Source organism: Rhodococcus ruitaii (assembly GCF_055230935.1).
This window is the reverse complement of the sequence record NZ_JBUYWC010000026.1, coordinates 1-17,311: the sequence shown is the minus strand read 5'-3', so window position 1 is coordinate 17,311 and position 17,311 is coordinate 1. Positions and strand designations below refer to the sequence as shown.

The following is a 17,311-nucleotide window of genomic DNA, read 5'->3' as shown; positions in this document are numbered from 1 at the left end:
GACGAAGTCCAACAGAACTGTATAGACCCACCCTCTGACACCGAGCGCGCAGGTTAGGGTGCCATGTGTCCGAATCTCCGGTCGGCAATGCTCCCGGTGGTCGGCTTCCAGAAGCACTGGTGGCCCGGCTGCGATCCGCTGGGTGCGTCTTCGCGGAGGACGAGGCGCGGCTGCTCGTCGATGCGGCGCGCACCCCGTCCGAGCTGGAAGATCTCGTGCAGCAGCGGATCGACGGTCGTCCGCTCGAATACGTGCTCGGGTGGGCGGAGTTCTGCGGTCTGCGAATCGTGGTGGAACCGGGGGTGTTCGTACCGCGTCGGCGCACCGAGTTCCTTGTTCGGTGCGCCGGCGAACTCGTCGCCAGAGACTCCACTGTCGTCGACATGTGCTGTGGATGCGGCGCCATCGGCACAGCTCTTGCGCACTGCGCGCCCGGAATCCACGTGCATGCCACGGACATCGACCGCACGGCGGTGCGTTGCGCGCGGCGGAACCTCACACCGCACGGCGGCGACGTGCACTGCGGCGACCTCTACGCGGCGCTGCCTCACGCGATGCGCGGCAAAGTCGACATGGTGGTAGCCAACGCCCCCTACGTGCCGACTGCCGCGATCGCGACCATGCCGCCCGAGGCGCGTTTACACGAACCGCGTGCCGCGCTGGATGGCGGCGACGACGGACTCGACGTACATCGGCGGCTGGCGGCACCAGCGTCTCGGTGGCTGGCGCCTGGGGGACACCTGCTGATGGAGGTCGGGTCCCTCCAGGCGGAGGCAGCCACCGAGATCCTCGCTGCCGAGGGCTTGACGCCGGTCGTTCGTCGGTCGGACGAGTTCGACACCACCGTGGTCGTCGGAACCATCGACGACGGCCGCACCCGGCACTGACGGCGCCTCGCCGCTGGCGGAGTATCGGTCAGTTGTTGTCGAGAGCAGTGTCGTCGACGATTCGTCGGCGGTCGGGGCGGAAGCCGTGTTCGACTCCCCAGAGCACGGCCTGTGAACGGCTGGTCACGCCGATCCGGCGGTAGCAGTTCCGGATGTTGGTCTTGACCGAGTTGATCGACAGGTGCGCGCGGTCGGCGATGTCGACGTTGCTCAGTCCTTGGGTGATCAACGCCACACTTCGGCTTCGCGTGGGGGCAGCCCTTCCTCACGTCCCGGCCAATCCCCGCCGATCGCCTTGGCCGCGTCCGACACCCCATCATGCACGGATGGACCACCCCGGTGGATCGTCTCGAGGGCAGCGACCAATTGTCCGGCCGGCAGGTTCTTGCTCACATAGCCGTGGGCCCCGTTGGCCAGGGCCGCGGCCACGAGGGGCGCCTCGAGATTCCACGAGTAGACGACAACGTTGTCCACCAGTGGGTTCGCCGAGAGTTCGCGCACCTGGTCGCGGTCGCCCTGTGGGTTGGCGAACGAGTCGTAGAGTGCAATATCCACCCGTTCGGCCACGGACGTATTGGCGTCCAATTCGACGATCTCGACGCGATCGCGGTAGGTGCGCAGCATCGAGGCCAGGCCTTGTACTACGACCTCGTAATCATCTATCAACGCGAGCCGGAGAGGTGCCATGACCCCACGGTACAGACCATGAATTCACCCCTTGGGGTGAAGAAATGTGCTTTTCGGATCGGTAGCGTTATCGGTGTTGAGAGATGTCGAGCGTGGACGCGCGGCGCATGAGACCGAGGTGAGAGGTGTACTCCACCAACATGTCCGGCTCGCGATGCGGTGACCATCAATCCGACACGACCAGGAGAAACCGCGATGGGTGTACCCGACAAGTTCGAGAACGAGAGCCAAGGAGATCGCCGGCAAGATAGTGGGCGACAAATGAACAGCCAGGTGACGTGGCTTCCGCGGAGACACATGGAGCGGAGTCACACAGAGACCCGCACGCAGTGGTTTCTCGGCGCTCAGGCCGCCGACCTCTACCCGACTGACCTCGACCGCCCCGCTGCGGTGGTGCGCCGGATCGGCGGTGCAGCGATCACCGCAGGGCTGGTCGTCCGTGTAGTCGCGGGCGCCGACTCGGTCCACGGAGTGACCGCACCCGCCGATCGCGTATTCGACGAGGTCCCCACCTACTTGTCCGGAGTACGTGTTCATGGTGTCCACGTCGGTGACGACCGGATCGAGGTGTGCATCATCGCCGCTCTCGGCCGCGATACGGTCACCGTCGCCGAGACGGTCCGGCGGGTGGCGGGAACGATCTTCACCGGGCCGGTGGAGCTGATCATCGATGATCGCCTGGCAACGCCCGCATAGGAGCCGCGCGTCGCGACAGCACAATGAGCGCCCAACATTTCGAACGAGAAGCTACAAGACAGGACCCGCCCGTGAACAACATCACTGACCCCGCTGCGCCCTCGAAGACCGATATCCCCGCCCGCCCGGGGACGTTCAGCACCGCGGAGATCAAAGCTCGGATAGCAGACATGTTCGACGAACCCGTCGACACCGGGAACCAGATCTCTGGCCACTGACCTGCAGCAGGTGCGGGGCGCACACGGCAGAAACCGTGATCGCGGCGATCCCCGCAGATCGCTATCGGTGTGTAAGGAGAATGGGAGACGGGTAGACGGGAAGCATGGTTACATTCGCACTTCAGAATCCGAACACCGGTACGGACGAAGAGCAGTTCGAACGTATCGAAGACTCAGACCGAGACGCGATCCTGGATCGCGCCGTCGAAGCCCAACGCAGCTGGCAGGAAACCTCCATCGACCAACGAGCGGACGTCCTCCGCACCGTCGCCGATCTCTATGAACAGCACAAAGATCAGCTGATCGAGAACATCGGGCGGGAGATGGGCAAGCTCCGACCGTGGGGCGCAGCCGAGCTGGGCATCGTGGTGGGTATCTACCGCTGGTACGCAGACAATGCCCACGAACTGCTTGCGCCCGAGGAACTCCCGGCGCAGGGCGCGGACCGCTCGTACGTGGTCAAGCGGCCCCTCGGTGTGCTCCTGGGCATCATGCCGTGGAACTTCCCGTACTACCAGGTGGCGCGGTGGGCGGCACCCAACCTGCTGCTCGGAAACGCGCTGGTGCTCAAGCACGCCGGGATCTGCCCACTGTCCTCCCAGGCGTGCGAGGACCTCCTGATCGAGGCCGGGCTGCCGCGCGGCGTGTTCCAGAACATCTACGCCTCCGGCTCCCAGATGGACCCCTTCATCGCAGACAAGCGGATCCAGGGTGTCTCCCTCACCGGATCCGAACGTGCCGGCTCGGCGGTGGCGAAGACGGCCGGCGAGCACTACAAGAAGTCGCTGCTCGAGCTGGGCGGAAACGACCCCTTCCTCGTGCTGGACGACGAGAACCTCGAGTGGGTACTGGACCGCTACGTGGACATCCGGATGTTCGCCACCGGTCAGGCATGCAACGCGCCGAAGCGGCTCATCGTGCAGCCGGAGTTCTACGACCGCACGGTGGCCTACCTGGAAAAAACGATCGGCGCGCTCGCGGTGGGTGCCTATGACGATCCGGACGCCGACGTCGGCCCGCTCAGCTCGATCGGCGCCCGCGACGAAATCGTCGACCGCCTCGCCACCGCGGCACGCAAGGGCACAGCCACCATCCGGGTGGGCGGAAAGAAGATCGACCGAGACGGCGCGTACATGGAGCCGACACTGGTCACCGATGTGGACCCGTCCGCAGATGTGGGGTGCAACGAGATCTTCGGCCCGGTCGCGATCGTGTACAAGGCGGACGGGGTGGACGAGGCGGTACGCATTGCCAACGAGGAATCCGAGTACGGACTGTCCAGCTCCGTATGGTCCTCAGACGTCGACAAGGCACACGAGGTGGCTGCACGGCTCAAGGACGGCATGACATTCGTCAACGAACACGCCGTCACCGCAGCCGGACTGCCCTTCGGCGGCGTCGGTCGTTCCGGCTACGGCCGCGAGCTTGCGCAGTGGGGTGTGGGCGAGTTCGTCAACGAGAAACTGATTCGCGTGTCCGGGCAGCAAAGCGCTGGTATGTCGCCCGCGTGAGCTTCGATCCCGGAGCGACGCAGACGCAGTCGCGCAGTGATGTCGGCGTCCGGTTCCGGTCATGGCGTCGCAGGCAGGTGCCCGAGCTGATGGCGCAGGCAGTCTTCGAGGGAGCCGCGACGGAACACGTGCCCGGCGTCGAGCAGGCGTCGGGGTACCACGTGCTGGTCTGCGGTGGCCAACTCGCGGGCCCCCTGCTCACCGAGCAGCAGCTTCGGTCCGAAGCCGGGAACCGGCACCAGCGCCGGACGATGCAGCACTCCTGCGAGAACGCGCGTGTACTCCTCGTTGCGCACCGGATCCGGCGCGACGGCATTGACGGGACCGGACAGCGTCGGGTCGTACAACGCGCGGTGGTAGACATCGAGAAGATCGTCGAGATCGATCCACGACAACCACTGTCGCCCACTGCCCAGCCGACCGCCGAGACCAGCGGCGAACAGTGGTCGCATCAGTTGCAGGGTGCCGCCGCGCGGCGTCTGCACCACCCCGGTGCGGACATTGACCACCCGCAGTCCCGCGTCCGAGGCGGGTGCGGTAGCAGCTTCCCAGTCGGCCACCACGTCGGTGAGGAAACCGCCTCCGCCCGAGGTGTTCTCGTCGAGCGGTTCGTCGCCTCGGTTGTAGCCGTACAGGCCGATGGCCGACGCACACACGAACGTGGCGGGCCCGTTCGGCGTGCCGGCCGCGCATTCGGCGAGCCGACGCGTCGGCCCGATACGGCTGTCGCGTATCGCGGCCTTGTGCGAATCGGTGAACCGTCCGGCGATCGACGCTCCGGCCAGATGCACGACGGCGTCGACGCCCTCGAACAGATCGGGCGCCGGAGAAGCGGGATCCCACCGGCGTTCGTCGTCGCCGCGTGCGGGCCGGCGCACCAGGCGGACCACTCGGTAGCCGCCGGTGTTCAAGAACGCGGTCAGGGCCGTGCCGATGAGCCCGGACGCGCCGGAGACGGCGACTGTCACCGGCCGGACGCCCTGTTCGTGCGACCAGCGGTGGCTCGCGAGGTCCTCGGTGAGCTGGCGGTGCCGGTACCGGAAGGTCTGCAGCAGCAAGCGCTCGGGGACCGGGGTGTCGACGAGGTCGGTGACGCGGGTGCGGTGGTCGTCGACCTTCTCGAATCGGTGCTCGTGACGCCACGAGCGAACGAGTCCTGTCGGTAGCGACATCAGACCGTCGCGACCGAGGGAATCGACGAAACGGGCGGGTGGGTCGTAGGCGTCCGGCTGGTGGTCGGCCACCCAGCGCAGACCGCCGGGCAGACCGAGGACCGCACGGCCGTCCTCGAGTGAGTCGGCTTCGGACACGACGCTCATGGGCTGCCACGGCGGCAGTAGCCGATGGAGCGCACCGCGCCGTGAATGCCAGTCGAACACTTCGTCCCGGGACGCCTCGACGATGCTGCTGTACTCGATTCCCATCGGTGCCTCCGTGGATCGTGTTCTCTCATTGTTCGGAACCGTTCCACCAGCGGATGGGTCATCGGCGGGTGGAGATCTCTCCGTAGCGTGCCAGCGCCTCCAGTCGTTCGTGGGCGTGATCGACGAGCGGCCCCGGATATCCGGGGGGCGGGCCGTCCGGCAGCCGGTGAACCCGCGCGCCTGCGACGCCGCGCAGTTCGGGTACCCAGCGGCGGACGTACTCACCCATCGGATCGAACTTCTCCCCTTGTGAGGTGGGATTGAACACACGGAAGTAGGGGGTGGACCACCAGCAACCGGCCGTCGAGATCGTCGTCGAGTGCGCGCAGGCAGCGCAGCAGATACGTATAGCGCGGTCCTGGTGTCGCCAGGGTGTCGTCGAGCACGAACAGCGCGATCACACGATCGGTCTCGGCGGCACCGGACAGGGTGGGCAGATCCCGCAGACGCAGATCGCGGCGGAACCAGACGACGTGGGTACTCACCCGTCCAGTGTGCGCCGGGCCGAGGGATATCTTTTCCTACGGTCTGTACGGGGCTGGATCACGGTCCGAGTGCGGCGTTGTGCGGGGTGAGAATCGCGCCCAACAGGTAGTGACCATCGGCGGAGTCGAGCGCAATCATGCCTGCGCCAGCGGTGACCGCGGGATGAGTATGTGTAGCCGGATCATCGGTCAGCATCCATGCCAGAGTGTTCTCGTCGTGTCGCGGCCGGTACTGCACACCATCGACATCGGGGTTCGCGGCGAGGATCGCGGCGACCCACCGGCGGGTCTGCAGATACCCGGAGCGGTCGCACTTGGACAGCCAGGCGCCGGCGTTGATTCGGGACGCCCCGGTCCCGGTCAAGTCCACGACTTTCACCGTACGTGTGGTCCGCACTTCACTCAGGACCCGGCCGGCGATCGTCGCCCGCGGGATCAGGCGCGGGGAGTGGTCGACCGGCAGGTTGCGGCAGAGAGTCTCGGCGACCGCCGCGGCGGGGCTGTCGCCGAGATACAGGTATGCATAGGAGCCATCGAGACTGTCGAACCGGCCCCCTGCCCGGGGCCGAGGCCGGGCGGTGGCGTTCAACTCCGCGGCGCCGCGGGTGGCGCTGTGGATGCGCCACAGCGAGGTGTCGGTGGGGATCGTGGCGATCAGTGCAGTAGGCAACGGTCTCGGCGGATCCGGGTAAGTCACTGTCGATTCAGTCCTGTAACAGGTCGTCGGCCATGTCCCGCAGCTCCTGCTCGTACTCACCGGCGACGGCCAGCATGGCCGGAGGCCGTGGGTCGTCGGTGAAGTCGGTTGGGCTCAGCCACCAGGACGCCACCCCCCACGGGTCGTCTTTCGCGCCGAGCGCCCGGTTGATCTCGGCGACGATCGGGCGGACCCGCCGACGTTCGGCATCGAACTGGAAGGCGGGGTAGAGCTTGTGCCCCGATACCGGCAACGCGATCACCGTGCCGGCCGTCGACAGGCGGCTGGCGGTGTTGCGGCTGGTGGCCGACTTCCCCAGGACTCGGCTGACGGCGGTCGAGTCGAGCATCTCGTGCTGGTCGACGATCGAGTTCAGTGCCGACGCCACGATCCGCGTGCGGGCTACCGCCGCGGCAGCCGGGTTGGCGACCGCATGTTCCTGCTGACGCGCCAGCGCAGGGCTCATCGACAGCAGGGCTGTCACGTCATCGCGGACGGGATGCAAGGCCGGCCGCCGAGAGAACTCCTCGACCAGCAGCTCGATGAGGTCCGGATCGGACAAGGCATGGATCGAGTCGCGCGCCCGATCTCGGTCGACGAGCATTTCCCACCACCTCGGTTAGTGCCAAAAGTGTACCCCGTACCACCCGTGTCAGAATGGAGTGCGCCGAGGCAGCGGGTGCAGCCGTCGGCCGGGATGTCAAGATGGCACACATGACCGATGCGTTCGACGTGCCCATCCGCGACGACTCGATCAGACTCGGTCAGTTCCTGAAACTGGCGAGCCTGATCGAGTCGGGTGCGGAGGCCAAAGAGGTGATCGCCGACGGCCTCGTCTCGGTCAACGGTGAAGTCGAGGTGCGCCGGGGCCGGCAGTTGACTACCGGTGATGTCGTCGAGATCGGTGGGACGAGCGCCCGTGTCGCGAAGGGCTGATCCAGGGAAGATTCTCGGTCAGTTCGAGGCGCGCACGACGACGCCGTCGTGGTCGCTGTAGACGATCTCGCCCGGGTTGAAGGTCACGCCGCCGATCTCGACCGGAACGTTCTTCTCACCGGAGCCGGTCTGGGTGCTCTTACGCGGGTTGGTGCCGAGGGCCTTGACGCCGATGTCGAGGGTGCGCAGGATCGCGGAGTCGCGGACGGCTCCGTTGATGATCACGCCGGCCCAGCCGTTGTCGACGCCGCGCCCGGCGATGATGTCGCCGACGAGTGCGGTGTGGATGCTTGCGTCGCCGTCGACCACCAGGACGCCGCCGTGGCCCGGCTCGGACAGTGTCTGCTTGACCAGCAGGTTGTCTTGGAAGCACCGGATGGTGGTGATCGGGCCGGCGAATTCGGCGCGACCACCGAACTGGATGAATTGAGTGTCGCAGCTGCGAATATCAGGTCCGATCTCGTCGGCGAGGTCGGCGGTCGCGGTGAATTCGATGGCTTCGCTCATGGGGTGAGGGTAATCCCTGTGTGTGCGTCGCTCGGCGATGGTGACGATGATTACGAGCCCGCCTCGTCGCAATTGGGTAGATTCTTGTATTCTTACGGGCCGGTTTCGACCATGACGGAGACAGGACGGTGCCATGCCTCTCGACGCCCGCTCAGCGGTTGTTCGTGTGCCCAAGGCCGGCGAACTGATCGCGGCGAGCCTGCGTCGGCAGATCATCACCGGGGAACTCCAGGCAGGTGAGCCGCTGCCCAACGAGGCCGCGCTCATGGAGCGATTCGGGGTATCGCGGCCGACGCTGCGCGAAGCATTCCGCATCCTCGAGTCCGAAGGCATCATCACCGTGCTCCGCGGTGCGCGCGGCGGCGCCCGCGTGCAGGCACCTGACGGCTCCACGGCTGCGCGCTACACAGGTCTGCTCCTGCAGTACCGCGGGGTTCCGCTCGCCGATGTATACCGAGCCCGCACCGAGCTCGAGGTCGCGGCGGTCGGGTTGATCGCCGCGAACCCCGACGACCGCATCGACAGGCTCGCCGAGGTGGTCGAACGCGGAGACGACGCAGTCGACGATCCACACGCGTTCGTCAAATACGTCAGCGACGTGAACCGAACGATCATGGAACTCGGCGGCAATCAGACGATGTCGACGCTCGCGAGCATGCTGCTCGACATCATGGACGCCCACAATGCGCTGTTCCTGTCGACTCGGACCGAGCGGGACAGCCCGGGGGTCGCCGTCGCGCTGCGCGCCAACCACAAACTCGTCGACCTGTTGCGGGGGAGCGAACCGGGTGCGGCGGAGGCATTCTGGCGTCGGCACCTCGACAGCGTCGAGCACTACATGACCGGTGATTCGGAGACCACCCTCATCGAAGTGCTGTCCTGATCAGCTGCCGGTGACGGTGAGCCACACCAGGGTGATGTTGAGCGCGACGATGAGACCTGCGGTGACCCATGCGGCCATCGTGATCGGCAGGCTGTTGCGCATCTCGCCCATCACCGAGGAGTCGGATGTCAACCGCACCAGGGGAACCACCGCAAACGGAATGCACATGCTCAGGACGACCTGGCTGAGCACGAGGGCGAAGGTGGGATCCACTCCGACGGCGAGCAGGATCAGGGCGGGAATCATCACCACCACTCGCCGGAGGAAAGGCCGGATACGGATGTGCAGCAGGCCCGCCATGATCTCCGCACCGGCGGCCGACCCCACCGCGGTCGATGCCAGCCCCGATGCGAGCAGCCCGATTGCGAACACCATCGCGACAGCCGGGCCGAGGGCACCGGAAATCGCGGCGTGCGCGCCTTCGATGGTGTCGGTACCGGGAGTGTCGCGGAGGGCAGACGCGGCAAGTAGCAGCATGCCGATGTTGACGCTGCCCGCGACGAACAGGCCGCCTGCCACGTCCCACCGGGTCGCGCGCATGACGCGGTCGAGTCGCGGCCCGGGTTCGACCTTGCCGTGTCGCCCGCGCGACAGCGCGGAATGCAGATAGATCGCGTGCGGCATCACCGTGGCGCCCAGCATCGACGCGGCGAGCAGGACGGTGTCGGTGCCCGCGAACCGGGGCACGAGCCCGGCGGCAGCGTCGGCGGGGGAGACGTCGGTGAAGAGCAGACCGCACAGGAATCCGATGGTGATGATCGCAAGCATGCTCACCACCACGTATTCGAACGTGCGCTGACCGCGGCGGTTGTGCACCGACAGGATGATCATCGACACGGCACCGGTGATGAGACCGCCGACGAACAGTGGAAGTCCGAACAGCAGGTGCAGTGCGATCGCGCCACCGATGACCTCGGCGACGTCCGTGGCGATCGCCATGACCTCGGCCTGCATCCAGAATGCACGACGTGTCGGGGTGCGAAACCGCTCGCCGAGTAGTTCGGGAAGTGAACGCCCGGTGACGACACCGACCTTGGCCGACAGGTATTGCACGAGAATCGCCATCGCATTCGCAGCGACCAGGACCCACAGCAGCAGATAGCCGTAGCGGGCTCCGGCGGTGAGGTTGGCGGCGACGTTTCCCGGGTCGACGTACGCGACGGCCGCGACGAACGCTGGGCCGAGCAGCGTGGCCAGGCGCGGAGTTGTTGTGGCCGTTCGCGTCACATTCAGCGGCCGAATCGGCGCTCGTAGTCGGCGCGTTCGCGGTCGGCACGGGCGCGTGCTTTCGCGCCGAGCAGCCCGGGGTCGAAGCCGTGCTGCTGGAGGCGGTGCCGCTGCCAGATCGGCATCAGGGCCACCGAGAAGTAGATCCACGGCAGCAGGAGCAGCAGCATCATCGAGAGCGGGATCCACACCGGGCCCGGAATCAGCAGGAACAGCAGCAGCAGCGGGATGATGGGCAGGTTCCACCGCAGCAGGTATCGGCGAGACGCGCCCGGCCCGAGGATGTCCTGCCGGACCCACTCGTGCATCTCGGCGGGCAGTGTTCGGCCGAGGGTGTAGCCGATCCGCTGGGTGATATTAGGTCGTGCGCTACTCATATTCTCCAGGGTAGAGGTTCACTCGTAGAGCCGCGTCAGGCTATCCGAGAATGTATCCACAACCACTTTCCTGCGCAGCTTCATGCTCGGCGTGAGATCGCCCTCTTCGATGGAGAGTTCACGCTCGATGATCGTGAACTTCTTGATCTGTTCCCACCGGTTGAGCTGCAGGTTCAGCTGATCGATGTCCTTCGAGATCAGCTCACGCGTCTTGTCGTGTTGTGCGATGTCGGAGAACGGCAGATCGCCCAGGCCGTTCTTGGCTGCCCACTCGGTGACGGCTTCGGCGTCCAGCGCCACCAGCGCGACGCAGTACGGCTTGCCCTCCCCGTGGACGATGATTTCCGCAGCGTATGGCGAGATGCCCTTGAAGGTCGCGGCGATCGCGGACGGCGCGACGTATTTGCCCTGCGACGTCTTGAACATGTCTTTCTTGCGGTCGGTGATCTTCAGGAAGCCGTCGTCGTCGAGGCTGCCGATGTCGCCCGTGTGGAACCAGCCGTCGGCCTCGAGTGCTTCGGCGGTGGCGTCGGGACGATCGTGGTAACCGGTCATCACACCCGGTCCCTTGATCAGCACCTCGCCGTCCTCGGCGATCTTCACTTCGGTGCCGGGGAGAGGCCAGCCCACCGTGCCGAGTCGGTTGGCTTGGGGACGGTTGACGCAGGACGCCGCGGAGGTCTCCGTCAGTCCGTAGCCTTCGAGCACGGGGATGCCGACGGCGTCGAACCACTGGGCCACGTCGGGATTCAGCGCCGCCGAGCCGGAGATGAAGAAACGGAGCCGCCCGCCGAAGCGTTCCCGGATCGTCGAGAGCACCAGCTTGTCGGCGACCTTGTGCTGTGCCGAGTCGAGCAGGCCCGGTGAACGACCGTCCTGACGCGCCTTCGAGACGCTGGTTCCCACGCCCATTGCCCAGTCGAACAGCACCTTCTTGATGCCGCCTTCTTCCGCCATCATCCCTTCGACGCGCGCGTGGGCCTTCTCGAAGATGCGGGGCGCGGCCCCCATGAAGGTCGGGTGCACGACGGCGAGGTTCTCGACGATCTTGTCGACCCGCCCGTCGACTGCGGTGGGGAAACCGACCTGCAGCGGGAGGGTGAGCAACACCTTGCCGAACACGTGCGACAGAGGAAGCCAGAGGTATTGCAGATCGTCCGGACCGAGCAGGCCGACGGAATCGACCCCGGCAGCCTCGTACGTCCACGCCGAATGCGGCAGCCGGACGCCCTTCGGTTTACCGGTGGTGCCCGAGGTGTAGATGACCGTCGCGAGGTGGTCGGGCTCGATGCTGTGGATTCGGTCGGTCACCGAGTTCGAGTCGTCGGCGAGGCGTGCCCGGCCGAGCTCTGTGAGGTCGTCGAATCCGATCACCCACTCGCCGTCGCCCGACCCGTCGATCACGACCACCTTGACGACATCCGGAAGCTCCCCGCGGTGCTGAGCCAGCTTCTCGACCTGCGTCGCGTCCTCGGCGATCACCACACGGCTTCCGGAGTTGGACACGATGAACGCGACATCCGGCGCGTTGGTGGTGGGATACACCGTTGTGGTTGCGCCGCCGGCGCACATCACCGCGAGGTCGGCGAGTACCCATTCATAGCGGGTCGACGACGCCAGCGCGACACGATCTTCGAGTTCGACACCGAGCGACATCAGACCGGCAGCGAGGAGCCGGACGGTGTCGCCGGTTTCTTCCCAAGTGGTGCTCGTCCATCCGTCCTTGCCGTCGGGGTAGCGGAAGGCTTCTGCGTCCGGCGTGGCGGTGATGCGATCGGTGAACAGCCGGGCGACGGACGGTGCTCTGTGCTCGATTTTCGAGTGGTCGAACTTCTCGTCGGATGCGCGCGTCGTGGTCATCCTTCGAGTCTATGAGACACGGCGGCAGACGAGGGACATTCGGGATGTTCGCACACTTCGTTTCGCCGAGTCCTGATGCCGACCGAATCCATTTGCGACGCCTCGCGGAATTAATTTCGATTGGGGCATCGTATAATTCGTGAAAAGCTAGATCCCAGCCGGGCAAGATTGCAGAAGTTGGCAAGGCCGGTGTGAAGCCCCGCATGGCACCTGGTCGATTGGTTGCCCGCTGACCATCGAGCCAGGGTTGTTCACCTCCTGGATCCGTTCGGTGATCTGCGAGTCCGTCGGATCGAACGAGGACACCTCGCTGTCACAAGGTCGAACATATGCGGTGTACGACCTCATGCTCGATAGGCTGACTCTGTCCGGGGGGCTCGATCAACCTGAGGTGATACCTATGTGCAATTCTCGGATCACTGTGTCGCACGGAGAGCCAGATGAGGACGCGCGAGGTGAACTTGCTGCCGGATCCGGGGATGGCCGATTCTCCCGTCACCACGACCTGCGTCCTTTGACCAGTTTCGTGGGCAGGCGGGACGAACTGACGCGGATAAGAAACCAGCTTTCGTCGGCACGACTGTTGACATTGACAGGACCGGGCGGGGTGGGGAAGACGAGACTGGCTCTGCATGTTGCCGCCGGAGTCGGCGGTGATTCCGTAGTCGCGGAGTTGGGAGATCTACGTGAACCGTCCCTGGCTCTCGACGTTGTTGCGGCCGCCCTCGGCCACCGAGACCAGTCCAGTCGCCGCCAAGTCGAGGGACTGATCAACTTCATAGGTTCACGTCGGTTGCTTCTTGTTCTGGACAACTGTGAACATGCCCTCGACGAGGTGGCGGTTCTGATCGGTGTTCTTCTACAGGATTGCCCCCATCTGCGGGTGTTGTGCACCAGTCGGGAGATGCTGGGTCTGAGCGGCGAGGTCGTTCTGAGGATTCCTCCGATGAAACTGCCGGATCGCTTATCGCCCGTGAGCGTCCGGGATGCACGTCATTCCGATGCGGTAAAACTGTTCGTTCAGCGCGCGGTGTCGGTAGCGCCGGATTTCGAGGTCACAGAGCAGACTGTCGAAGCTGTCGCCGAAATCTGTGTACGACTCGATGGCCTTCCTCTGGCGATCGAACTCGCCGCGGCGCGTTTGCGTGCGATGACGGCTGAACAGATCCTGGATCGACTCACCCATCACCGATACGAGCTCTTGACCCGGAGCCCTCGAAATGTGCCTCCGCGTCAGCAGACTCTCCGGCTGTGCATCGACTGGAGCTTCGATCTGTGTTCCCCGCAGGAGCAGCTGGCCTGGTCTCGATTGTCGATGTTCGCGGGAAGTTTCGACCTCGATGCGGCTGAGGAGATCTGTGGGTCGGATTTGGCGCCGGCGGTCGCGCTCGACATCGTGACCTCCTTGGTGGAGAAATCGATTCTCAACCGTGAACCGGAACGCGACTCTGTCCGGTTCCGAATGCTCGAGTCCCTGCGCGAGTACGGTCGCGAGAAGATCCGTGGCCAGGGCGACGATGCCTTTGCAGACCTGCGGAAGCGTTACGTCGACTGGTACGAATCGTTCGCTTTGACGGCAGAACGCGAGTGGGTCGGTGCGCAGCCATTATGGCTAACCCGGATCGCACTTGAACAGCCCAATATTCGGTATGCTCTCGAGCTGGGGCTTGCAGATGTCGACGAGGCGAGATTCGGTACTGCCATCCGGATTGCTACAGCGCTGTACTCGTTCTGGCTCACCAGGGGACTCTTGAGTGAGGGCCGGTATTGGCTGAGCAGAGCACTGGGGCGTCCCACAACAACTCGGGCCGCTGAGATCGAGGTCATTGCGCTACAGCGCAGTGCCACGTTGGCTGCCGTTCAGGGTGATTTGGCCGCGTCCTCCGCGGCGGCGACAGACGCGGAAGAGGTCGCCTGCCGGTTCGGTGACCCCCGGACCACCGCATTCGCGGCATACGCCCGGGGGTTGTATCTGCTCTACGCAGATGAGGCTCCGGCTGCGTGCTCGGTGTTGGAGGCGTGCCCTGCTGTATTCGAAGCTCACGACGACGTCTTCGATCAGCTCGGTGCGCTTGTCACGCTCGGATGGGCATACGAATTCTCCGGGGAGAGGTCTCGAGCCCTGAAATGCTACGGGCAGGCACTCGAGCTTGCGGATACACACGGCGAGCTCATCTATCGAACACATGCTTTGTGGGGTTCAGGGGTCGCTCTGTGGAATCAGCGTGAGAGCAGTGACGCGACCGAAAGACTGCAACAAGCACTGCGCATATCGCGACAGACGAACGATCTGTTCATGACGGCGTGCTCCATGGAGGCACTTGCCTGGGTACTGAGCTCGTCGGTGCGAAACGATCAGCGGCGTGCTGCCGTCCTGCTGGGTGCGGCGACAACACTCGGAAGGCAGATGGGTAGCTCTCCAGTGGTCTTCACCAAGCTCGAGCCCTACCACACGGAGTGTGTGAAGCAACTCCGTGAGGTGCTCGACGAGGAGGCGTTCAACTCGGCGAGCGAGAAGGGCGAGTTGGCCGATTTGGATACCGCGATCGGATTCGCACTTGCCGAGCGGGAGGTGTCGGTACCGCAGCTGCAGCCCACATCACTCAGCCGGCGCGAGATGGAGGTTGCCGAACTGGTGACCGAAGGCTTCACCAACAGGCAGATCGCCGAGCGTTTGGTGATCTCGCAACGAACTGCGCAGGGGCACGTCGAACGGATCCTGCGGAAACTCGACTTCACCAAGCGTGCGCAGATCGCCGCCTGGGTCGTCGACGAACGCACGATAGGCCCGGAGTAGTCGCCGAACAGGTATGTTTTCGGGCCGTTTGGACCTCTCCATCGACCGCACTCCCACGGCACTGTTGTGGTGTGCATCTCAACGGATGACGAATGTGGTGGACGCAACTCTTGCTGGGTAGTGCCTGGCGCACTGTGTCCGCTCAGCCCCACAAACGCGCTGCCTCGGCGGCAGCTGGAACCCGAAGGAGAAGTCGATGACCTCCACAGTGAATGGAACCTCCACCTCCAACAATGTCAACGACATCAGTAACTACCGCGCAGCGGGTGTGCCGGCCGGTGCACTGCCTGGATCCGTGCGGGTCGATCCGGAGAAGCTCAAGTGGACGGCTTTCCCCGAAGGCGGTGCAAAGTTCGTGTTGCTGAGCGTCGATCCCGTCAACGGCGGGTGGACTGCGATCCTGAAGTTCCCTGCAGGGAACAAGATCCAGATGCACCACCACTCGGGTGGAGTCGAGGTCTACAACATCAGCGGCGACTGGTCCTACACCGAAGGTGACATCGGCCCCGGCTACTACATGTACGAACCGGCCGGAGTGATCCACGAACCTGCCATGGAATCCGAGGTCACGATGTTCGTCGTCGTACGTGGGTCGACTACCTACTTCGACGACGACGGAAACTTCGAGTCGTTCATGGATTCCCACATGCTCTACACCTTGGTGAAGAACAACGGCGCTGCCGACCATCTGCGGCACATGGATCAGCTCATGGTCGATCGGCCGATGGCGTCCGCCAAGGCAACATCGTAGGACTACTGCCAAGGTACGCACCGAGGGCGTGCCCGCCTCCACATCGGCGGGCACGCCCTCGTCCTCTCCGAGGTAAGCGCCGGTCGTCTTCCCCGGAGTCGAAAGGCTCTGCATCCTCCTTCTGCGCGTGAACTCTCCCGGTGCCCTACCCTTCGCGCGCTCCCTTCTCGACCGCGCCCATCGACTGCGGCGTGGCGATTCCCGTAAGGAACACCCCAGTGGCCCTCCCCGACCAACAGGAACACTCCAGTGGCGTTGAAAGACGAATATTTCTCGTCACGGCTCTCTCGGCAATCGGTGGCCTCGTTTTCGGCTACGACACCGGGATCATCTCCGGCGCATTACTTTTCCTCACCCCGGAATTCGAACTCTCTGCCGCACAACAGGGTGCGGTCGTCAGTTCTCTTTTCGTGGGAGCTATGATAGGAGCTGGTTCGGCCGGCTATCTCACGGACAGGTGGGGGCGACGCCCGATGACGATCGTCGGGTCGTTGGTATTCATTGCCTTCTCTCTCCTCGGTGCAGTGGCGACCAACACCGAAGTCCTCATCGCAACCCGAGTCGCCCTCGGAATCGCAGTCGGCATTACATGCATGGTCATTCCGGTCTACCTGTCGGAGATGGCACCCGCCGGACGTCGCGGGGCTTTGGGTGTGTTGTTTCAACTTGCCATCACCGCAGGAATTCTCCTGTCCTATCTCGTGAACTTTTTGTTGTCCGGTTCCGGAAACTGGAGAGCCATGATCGCGTGGGGTGCCGCACCGGCCATCGTGCTCTGCATCGGCATGTTGTTCCTGCCGGAAAGCCCCCGATGGCTCGTCGGAAAGGGAAGGATCGACGACGCGAGGAGGGTGCTGCATCTCATTCGAGCACGCGGTGAGGTGGAGCTCGAGCTGACGTCGATTGCTTCTACGGTCTCCCGCGAGAACGTTGGTCTCCGCGGGCTGTTCAAACCCGCTTTGCGCCGTCCACTGAAGATTGGGGTGGGCATAGGGTTCTTCGTTCAGTTCACCGGTGTTACCACCATCATCTACTTTGCTCCGACGATTTTCACTGCAGCAGGCTTCGCCACCAGTGCAGCTTTGGTCGGAACATTCGGGATCGGCATTCTGCTCTTCATCGCCACGGCCGCGGGTGTTCTCCTGGTTGACCGGGCAGGTCGACGCCGACTGTTGTTGATCGGGCTCCCGGGCATGACCGTGTGCCTGGTCGGGATCGGGGCGGTCTACCTCATTCCTGATTGCTAGCGGACATGCCAACCTCCCTGTAGACGGACACGTTCGTCCCCGCTGACGGACAGCTGATCTCCCTATCGATGGACACGGGGACCGGCGGTGTGTCGGTCCCGACACGAACGCCCCTCCGGGG

The 17,311-nt window shown here is 64.6% G+C and carries 19 protein-coding genes and 1 pseudogene; 9 read left to right on the top strand and 11 right to left on the bottom strand.

Annotated elements, in window-relative coordinates; genetic code table 11:
- Positions 1-65: 65 nt before the first annotated feature.
- Positions 66-887, top strand: coding sequence for a putative protein N(5)-glutamine methyltransferase (locus ACZI8W_RS25210; RefSeq protein WP_463371271.1), 822 nt, complete (start codon positions 66-68; stop codon positions 885-887).
- A gap of 28 nt (positions 888-915) precedes the next feature.
- Here the strand turns inward: ACZI8W_RS25210 and ACZI8W_RS25205 are convergent, their stop codons facing one another.
- Positions 916-1,122: a response regulator transcription factor gene (locus ACZI8W_RS25205; protein WP_463371270.1), complete on the bottom strand. Its 207-nt coding sequence runs from the start codon at positions 1,120-1,122 to the stop codon at positions 916-918.
- Complete coding sequence (locus ACZI8W_RS25200) at positions 1,113-1,574, bottom strand: response regulator (protein WP_463371269.1); 462 nt, start codon at positions 1,572-1,574, stop codon at positions 1,113-1,115. The genes ACZI8W_RS25205 and ACZI8W_RS25200 overlap by 10 nt, the downstream gene beginning before the upstream one ends.
- Before the next feature lie 297 nt (positions 1,575-1,871).
- Here ACZI8W_RS25200 and ACZI8W_RS25195 point away from each other — a divergent pair, with 297 nt between their 5' ends.
- From ACZI8W_RS25195 to ACZI8W_RS25185, 3 genes are all read left to right on the top strand, one after another.
- Entirely contained in the window at positions 1,872-2,270 is a 399-nt protein-coding gene (locus ACZI8W_RS25195) for a hypothetical protein (protein ID WP_463371268.1), read from the top strand.
- Between the two features lie 71 nt (positions 2,271-2,341).
- Positions 2,342-2,488, top strand: a complete 147-nt coding sequence (locus tag ACZI8W_RS25190; protein WP_463371267.1) for a hypothetical protein — start codon at positions 2,342-2,344, stop codon at positions 2,486-2,488.
- Between the two features lie 104 nt (positions 2,489-2,592).
- Positions 2,593-3,999, top strand: a complete 1,407-nt coding sequence (locus tag ACZI8W_RS25185; RefSeq protein ID WP_463371266.1) for an aldehyde dehydrogenase family protein — start codon at positions 2,593-2,595, stop codon at positions 3,997-3,999.
- Positions 4,000-4,058: 59 nt separating this feature from the next.
- Here ACZI8W_RS25185 and ACZI8W_RS25180 read toward each other — a convergent pair whose 3' ends face one another.
- The 5 genes and pseudogenes from ACZI8W_RS25180 to ACZI8W_RS25160 form a co-directional block, all read right to left on the bottom strand.
- Positions 4,059-5,423: a TIGR01777 family oxidoreductase gene (locus tag ACZI8W_RS25180; protein ID WP_463371265.1), complete on the bottom strand. Its 1,365-nt coding sequence runs from the start codon at positions 5,421-5,423 to the stop codon at positions 4,059-4,061.
- Positions 5,424-5,481: 58 nt separating this feature from the next.
- Positions 5,482-5,709: pseudogene (locus ACZI8W_RS25175) on the bottom strand (FAD-binding domain-containing protein); the annotation flags it as partial.
- Positions 5,645-5,908, bottom strand: a complete 264-nt coding sequence (locus ACZI8W_RS25170; protein ID WP_463371264.1) for a deoxyribodipyrimidine photo-lyase — start codon at positions 5,906-5,908, stop codon at positions 5,645-5,647. The pseudogene ACZI8W_RS25175 and the gene ACZI8W_RS25170, both read right to left, overlap by 65 nt.
- Before the next feature lie 58 nt (positions 5,909-5,966).
- A complete protein-coding gene (locus ACZI8W_RS25165) occupies positions 5,967-6,605 on the bottom strand; it encodes an RES family NAD+ phosphorylase (RefSeq protein ID WP_463371263.1) in 639 nt (212 codons plus the stop codon).
- Between the two features lie 7 nt (positions 6,606-6,612).
- Complete coding sequence (locus ACZI8W_RS25160) at positions 6,613-7,209, bottom strand: hypothetical protein (RefSeq protein WP_463371262.1); 597 nt, start codon at positions 7,207-7,209, stop codon at positions 6,613-6,615.
- A 110-nt stretch (positions 7,210-7,319) separates the two neighbouring features.
- On the opposite strand from ACZI8W_RS25160, the gene ACZI8W_RS25155 reads away from it, so the two are divergent.
- Positions 7,320-7,541, top strand: coding sequence for an RNA-binding S4 domain-containing protein (locus ACZI8W_RS25155; protein ID WP_463371261.1), 222 nt, complete (start codon positions 7,320-7,322; stop codon positions 7,539-7,541).
- A gap of 18 nt (positions 7,542-7,559) precedes the next feature.
- On the opposite strand, the gene rraA is transcribed toward ACZI8W_RS25155, so the two are convergent.
- Positions 7,560-8,048 (bottom strand): ribonuclease E activity regulator RraA, encoded by a 489-nt coding sequence (rraA, locus tag ACZI8W_RS25150; protein ID WP_463371260.1) that lies wholly within the window; start codon positions 8,046-8,048, stop codon positions 7,560-7,562.
- Between the two features lie 133 nt (positions 8,049-8,181).
- Between rraA and ACZI8W_RS25145 the strand changes: the two genes are divergently transcribed.
- A complete protein-coding gene (locus ACZI8W_RS25145) occupies positions 8,182-8,931 on the top strand; it encodes a FadR/GntR family transcriptional regulator (protein WP_463371259.1) in 750 nt (249 codons plus the stop codon).
- Here the strand turns inward: ACZI8W_RS25145 and ACZI8W_RS25140 are convergent, their stop codons facing one another.
- Genes ACZI8W_RS25140 through ACZI8W_RS25130 form a run of 3 tightly spaced genes read right to left on the bottom strand, consistent with a single transcriptional unit; the run spans position 8,932 to position 12,395 of the window.
- The gene (locus tag ACZI8W_RS25140; RefSeq protein WP_463371289.1) at positions 8,932-10,164 is read right to left on the bottom strand and encodes an Nramp family divalent metal transporter; all 1,233 of its coding nucleotides are present in this window, start codon (positions 10,162-10,164) and stop codon (positions 8,932-8,934) included.
- Positions 10,161-10,535 carry a DUF5313 family protein gene (locus ACZI8W_RS25135; RefSeq protein ID WP_463371258.1) on the bottom strand — a complete coding sequence of 125 codons (375 nt, stop codon included), beginning with the start codon at positions 10,533-10,535 and terminating at the stop codon, positions 10,161-10,163. The genes ACZI8W_RS25140 and ACZI8W_RS25135 overlap by 4 nt, the downstream gene beginning before the upstream one ends.
- Before the next feature lie 18 nt (positions 10,536-10,553).
- Positions 10,554-12,395 (bottom strand): AMP-dependent synthetase/ligase, encoded by a 1,842-nt coding sequence (locus tag ACZI8W_RS25130; RefSeq protein ID WP_463371257.1) that lies wholly within the window; start codon positions 12,393-12,395, stop codon positions 10,554-10,556.
- Positions 12,396-13,002: 607 nt separating this feature from the next.
- On the opposite strand from ACZI8W_RS25130, the gene ACZI8W_RS25125 reads away from it, so the two are divergent.
- The 3 genes from ACZI8W_RS25125 to ACZI8W_RS25115 all read left to right on the top strand — a co-directional run bounded on the left by ACZI8W_RS25125 (position 13,003) and on the right by ACZI8W_RS25115 (position 17,190).
- Positions 13,003-15,192 carry an ATP-binding protein gene (locus ACZI8W_RS25125; RefSeq protein WP_463371256.1) on the top strand — a complete coding sequence of 730 codons (2,190 nt, stop codon included), beginning with the start codon at positions 13,003-13,005 and terminating at the stop codon, positions 15,190-15,192.
- A 196-nt stretch (positions 15,193-15,388) separates the two neighbouring features.
- Positions 15,389-15,943 carry a 2,4'-dihydroxyacetophenone dioxygenase family protein gene (locus tag ACZI8W_RS25120; protein WP_463371255.1) on the top strand — a complete coding sequence of 185 codons (555 nt, stop codon included), beginning with the start codon at positions 15,389-15,391 and terminating at the stop codon, positions 15,941-15,943.
- Positions 15,944-16,161: 218 nt separating this feature from the next.
- Positions 16,162-17,190 (top strand): sugar porter family MFS transporter, encoded by a 1,029-nt coding sequence (locus ACZI8W_RS25115; protein ID WP_463371254.1) that lies wholly within the window; start codon positions 16,162-16,164, stop codon positions 17,188-17,190.
- Positions 17,191-17,311: the final 121 nt, after the last annotated feature.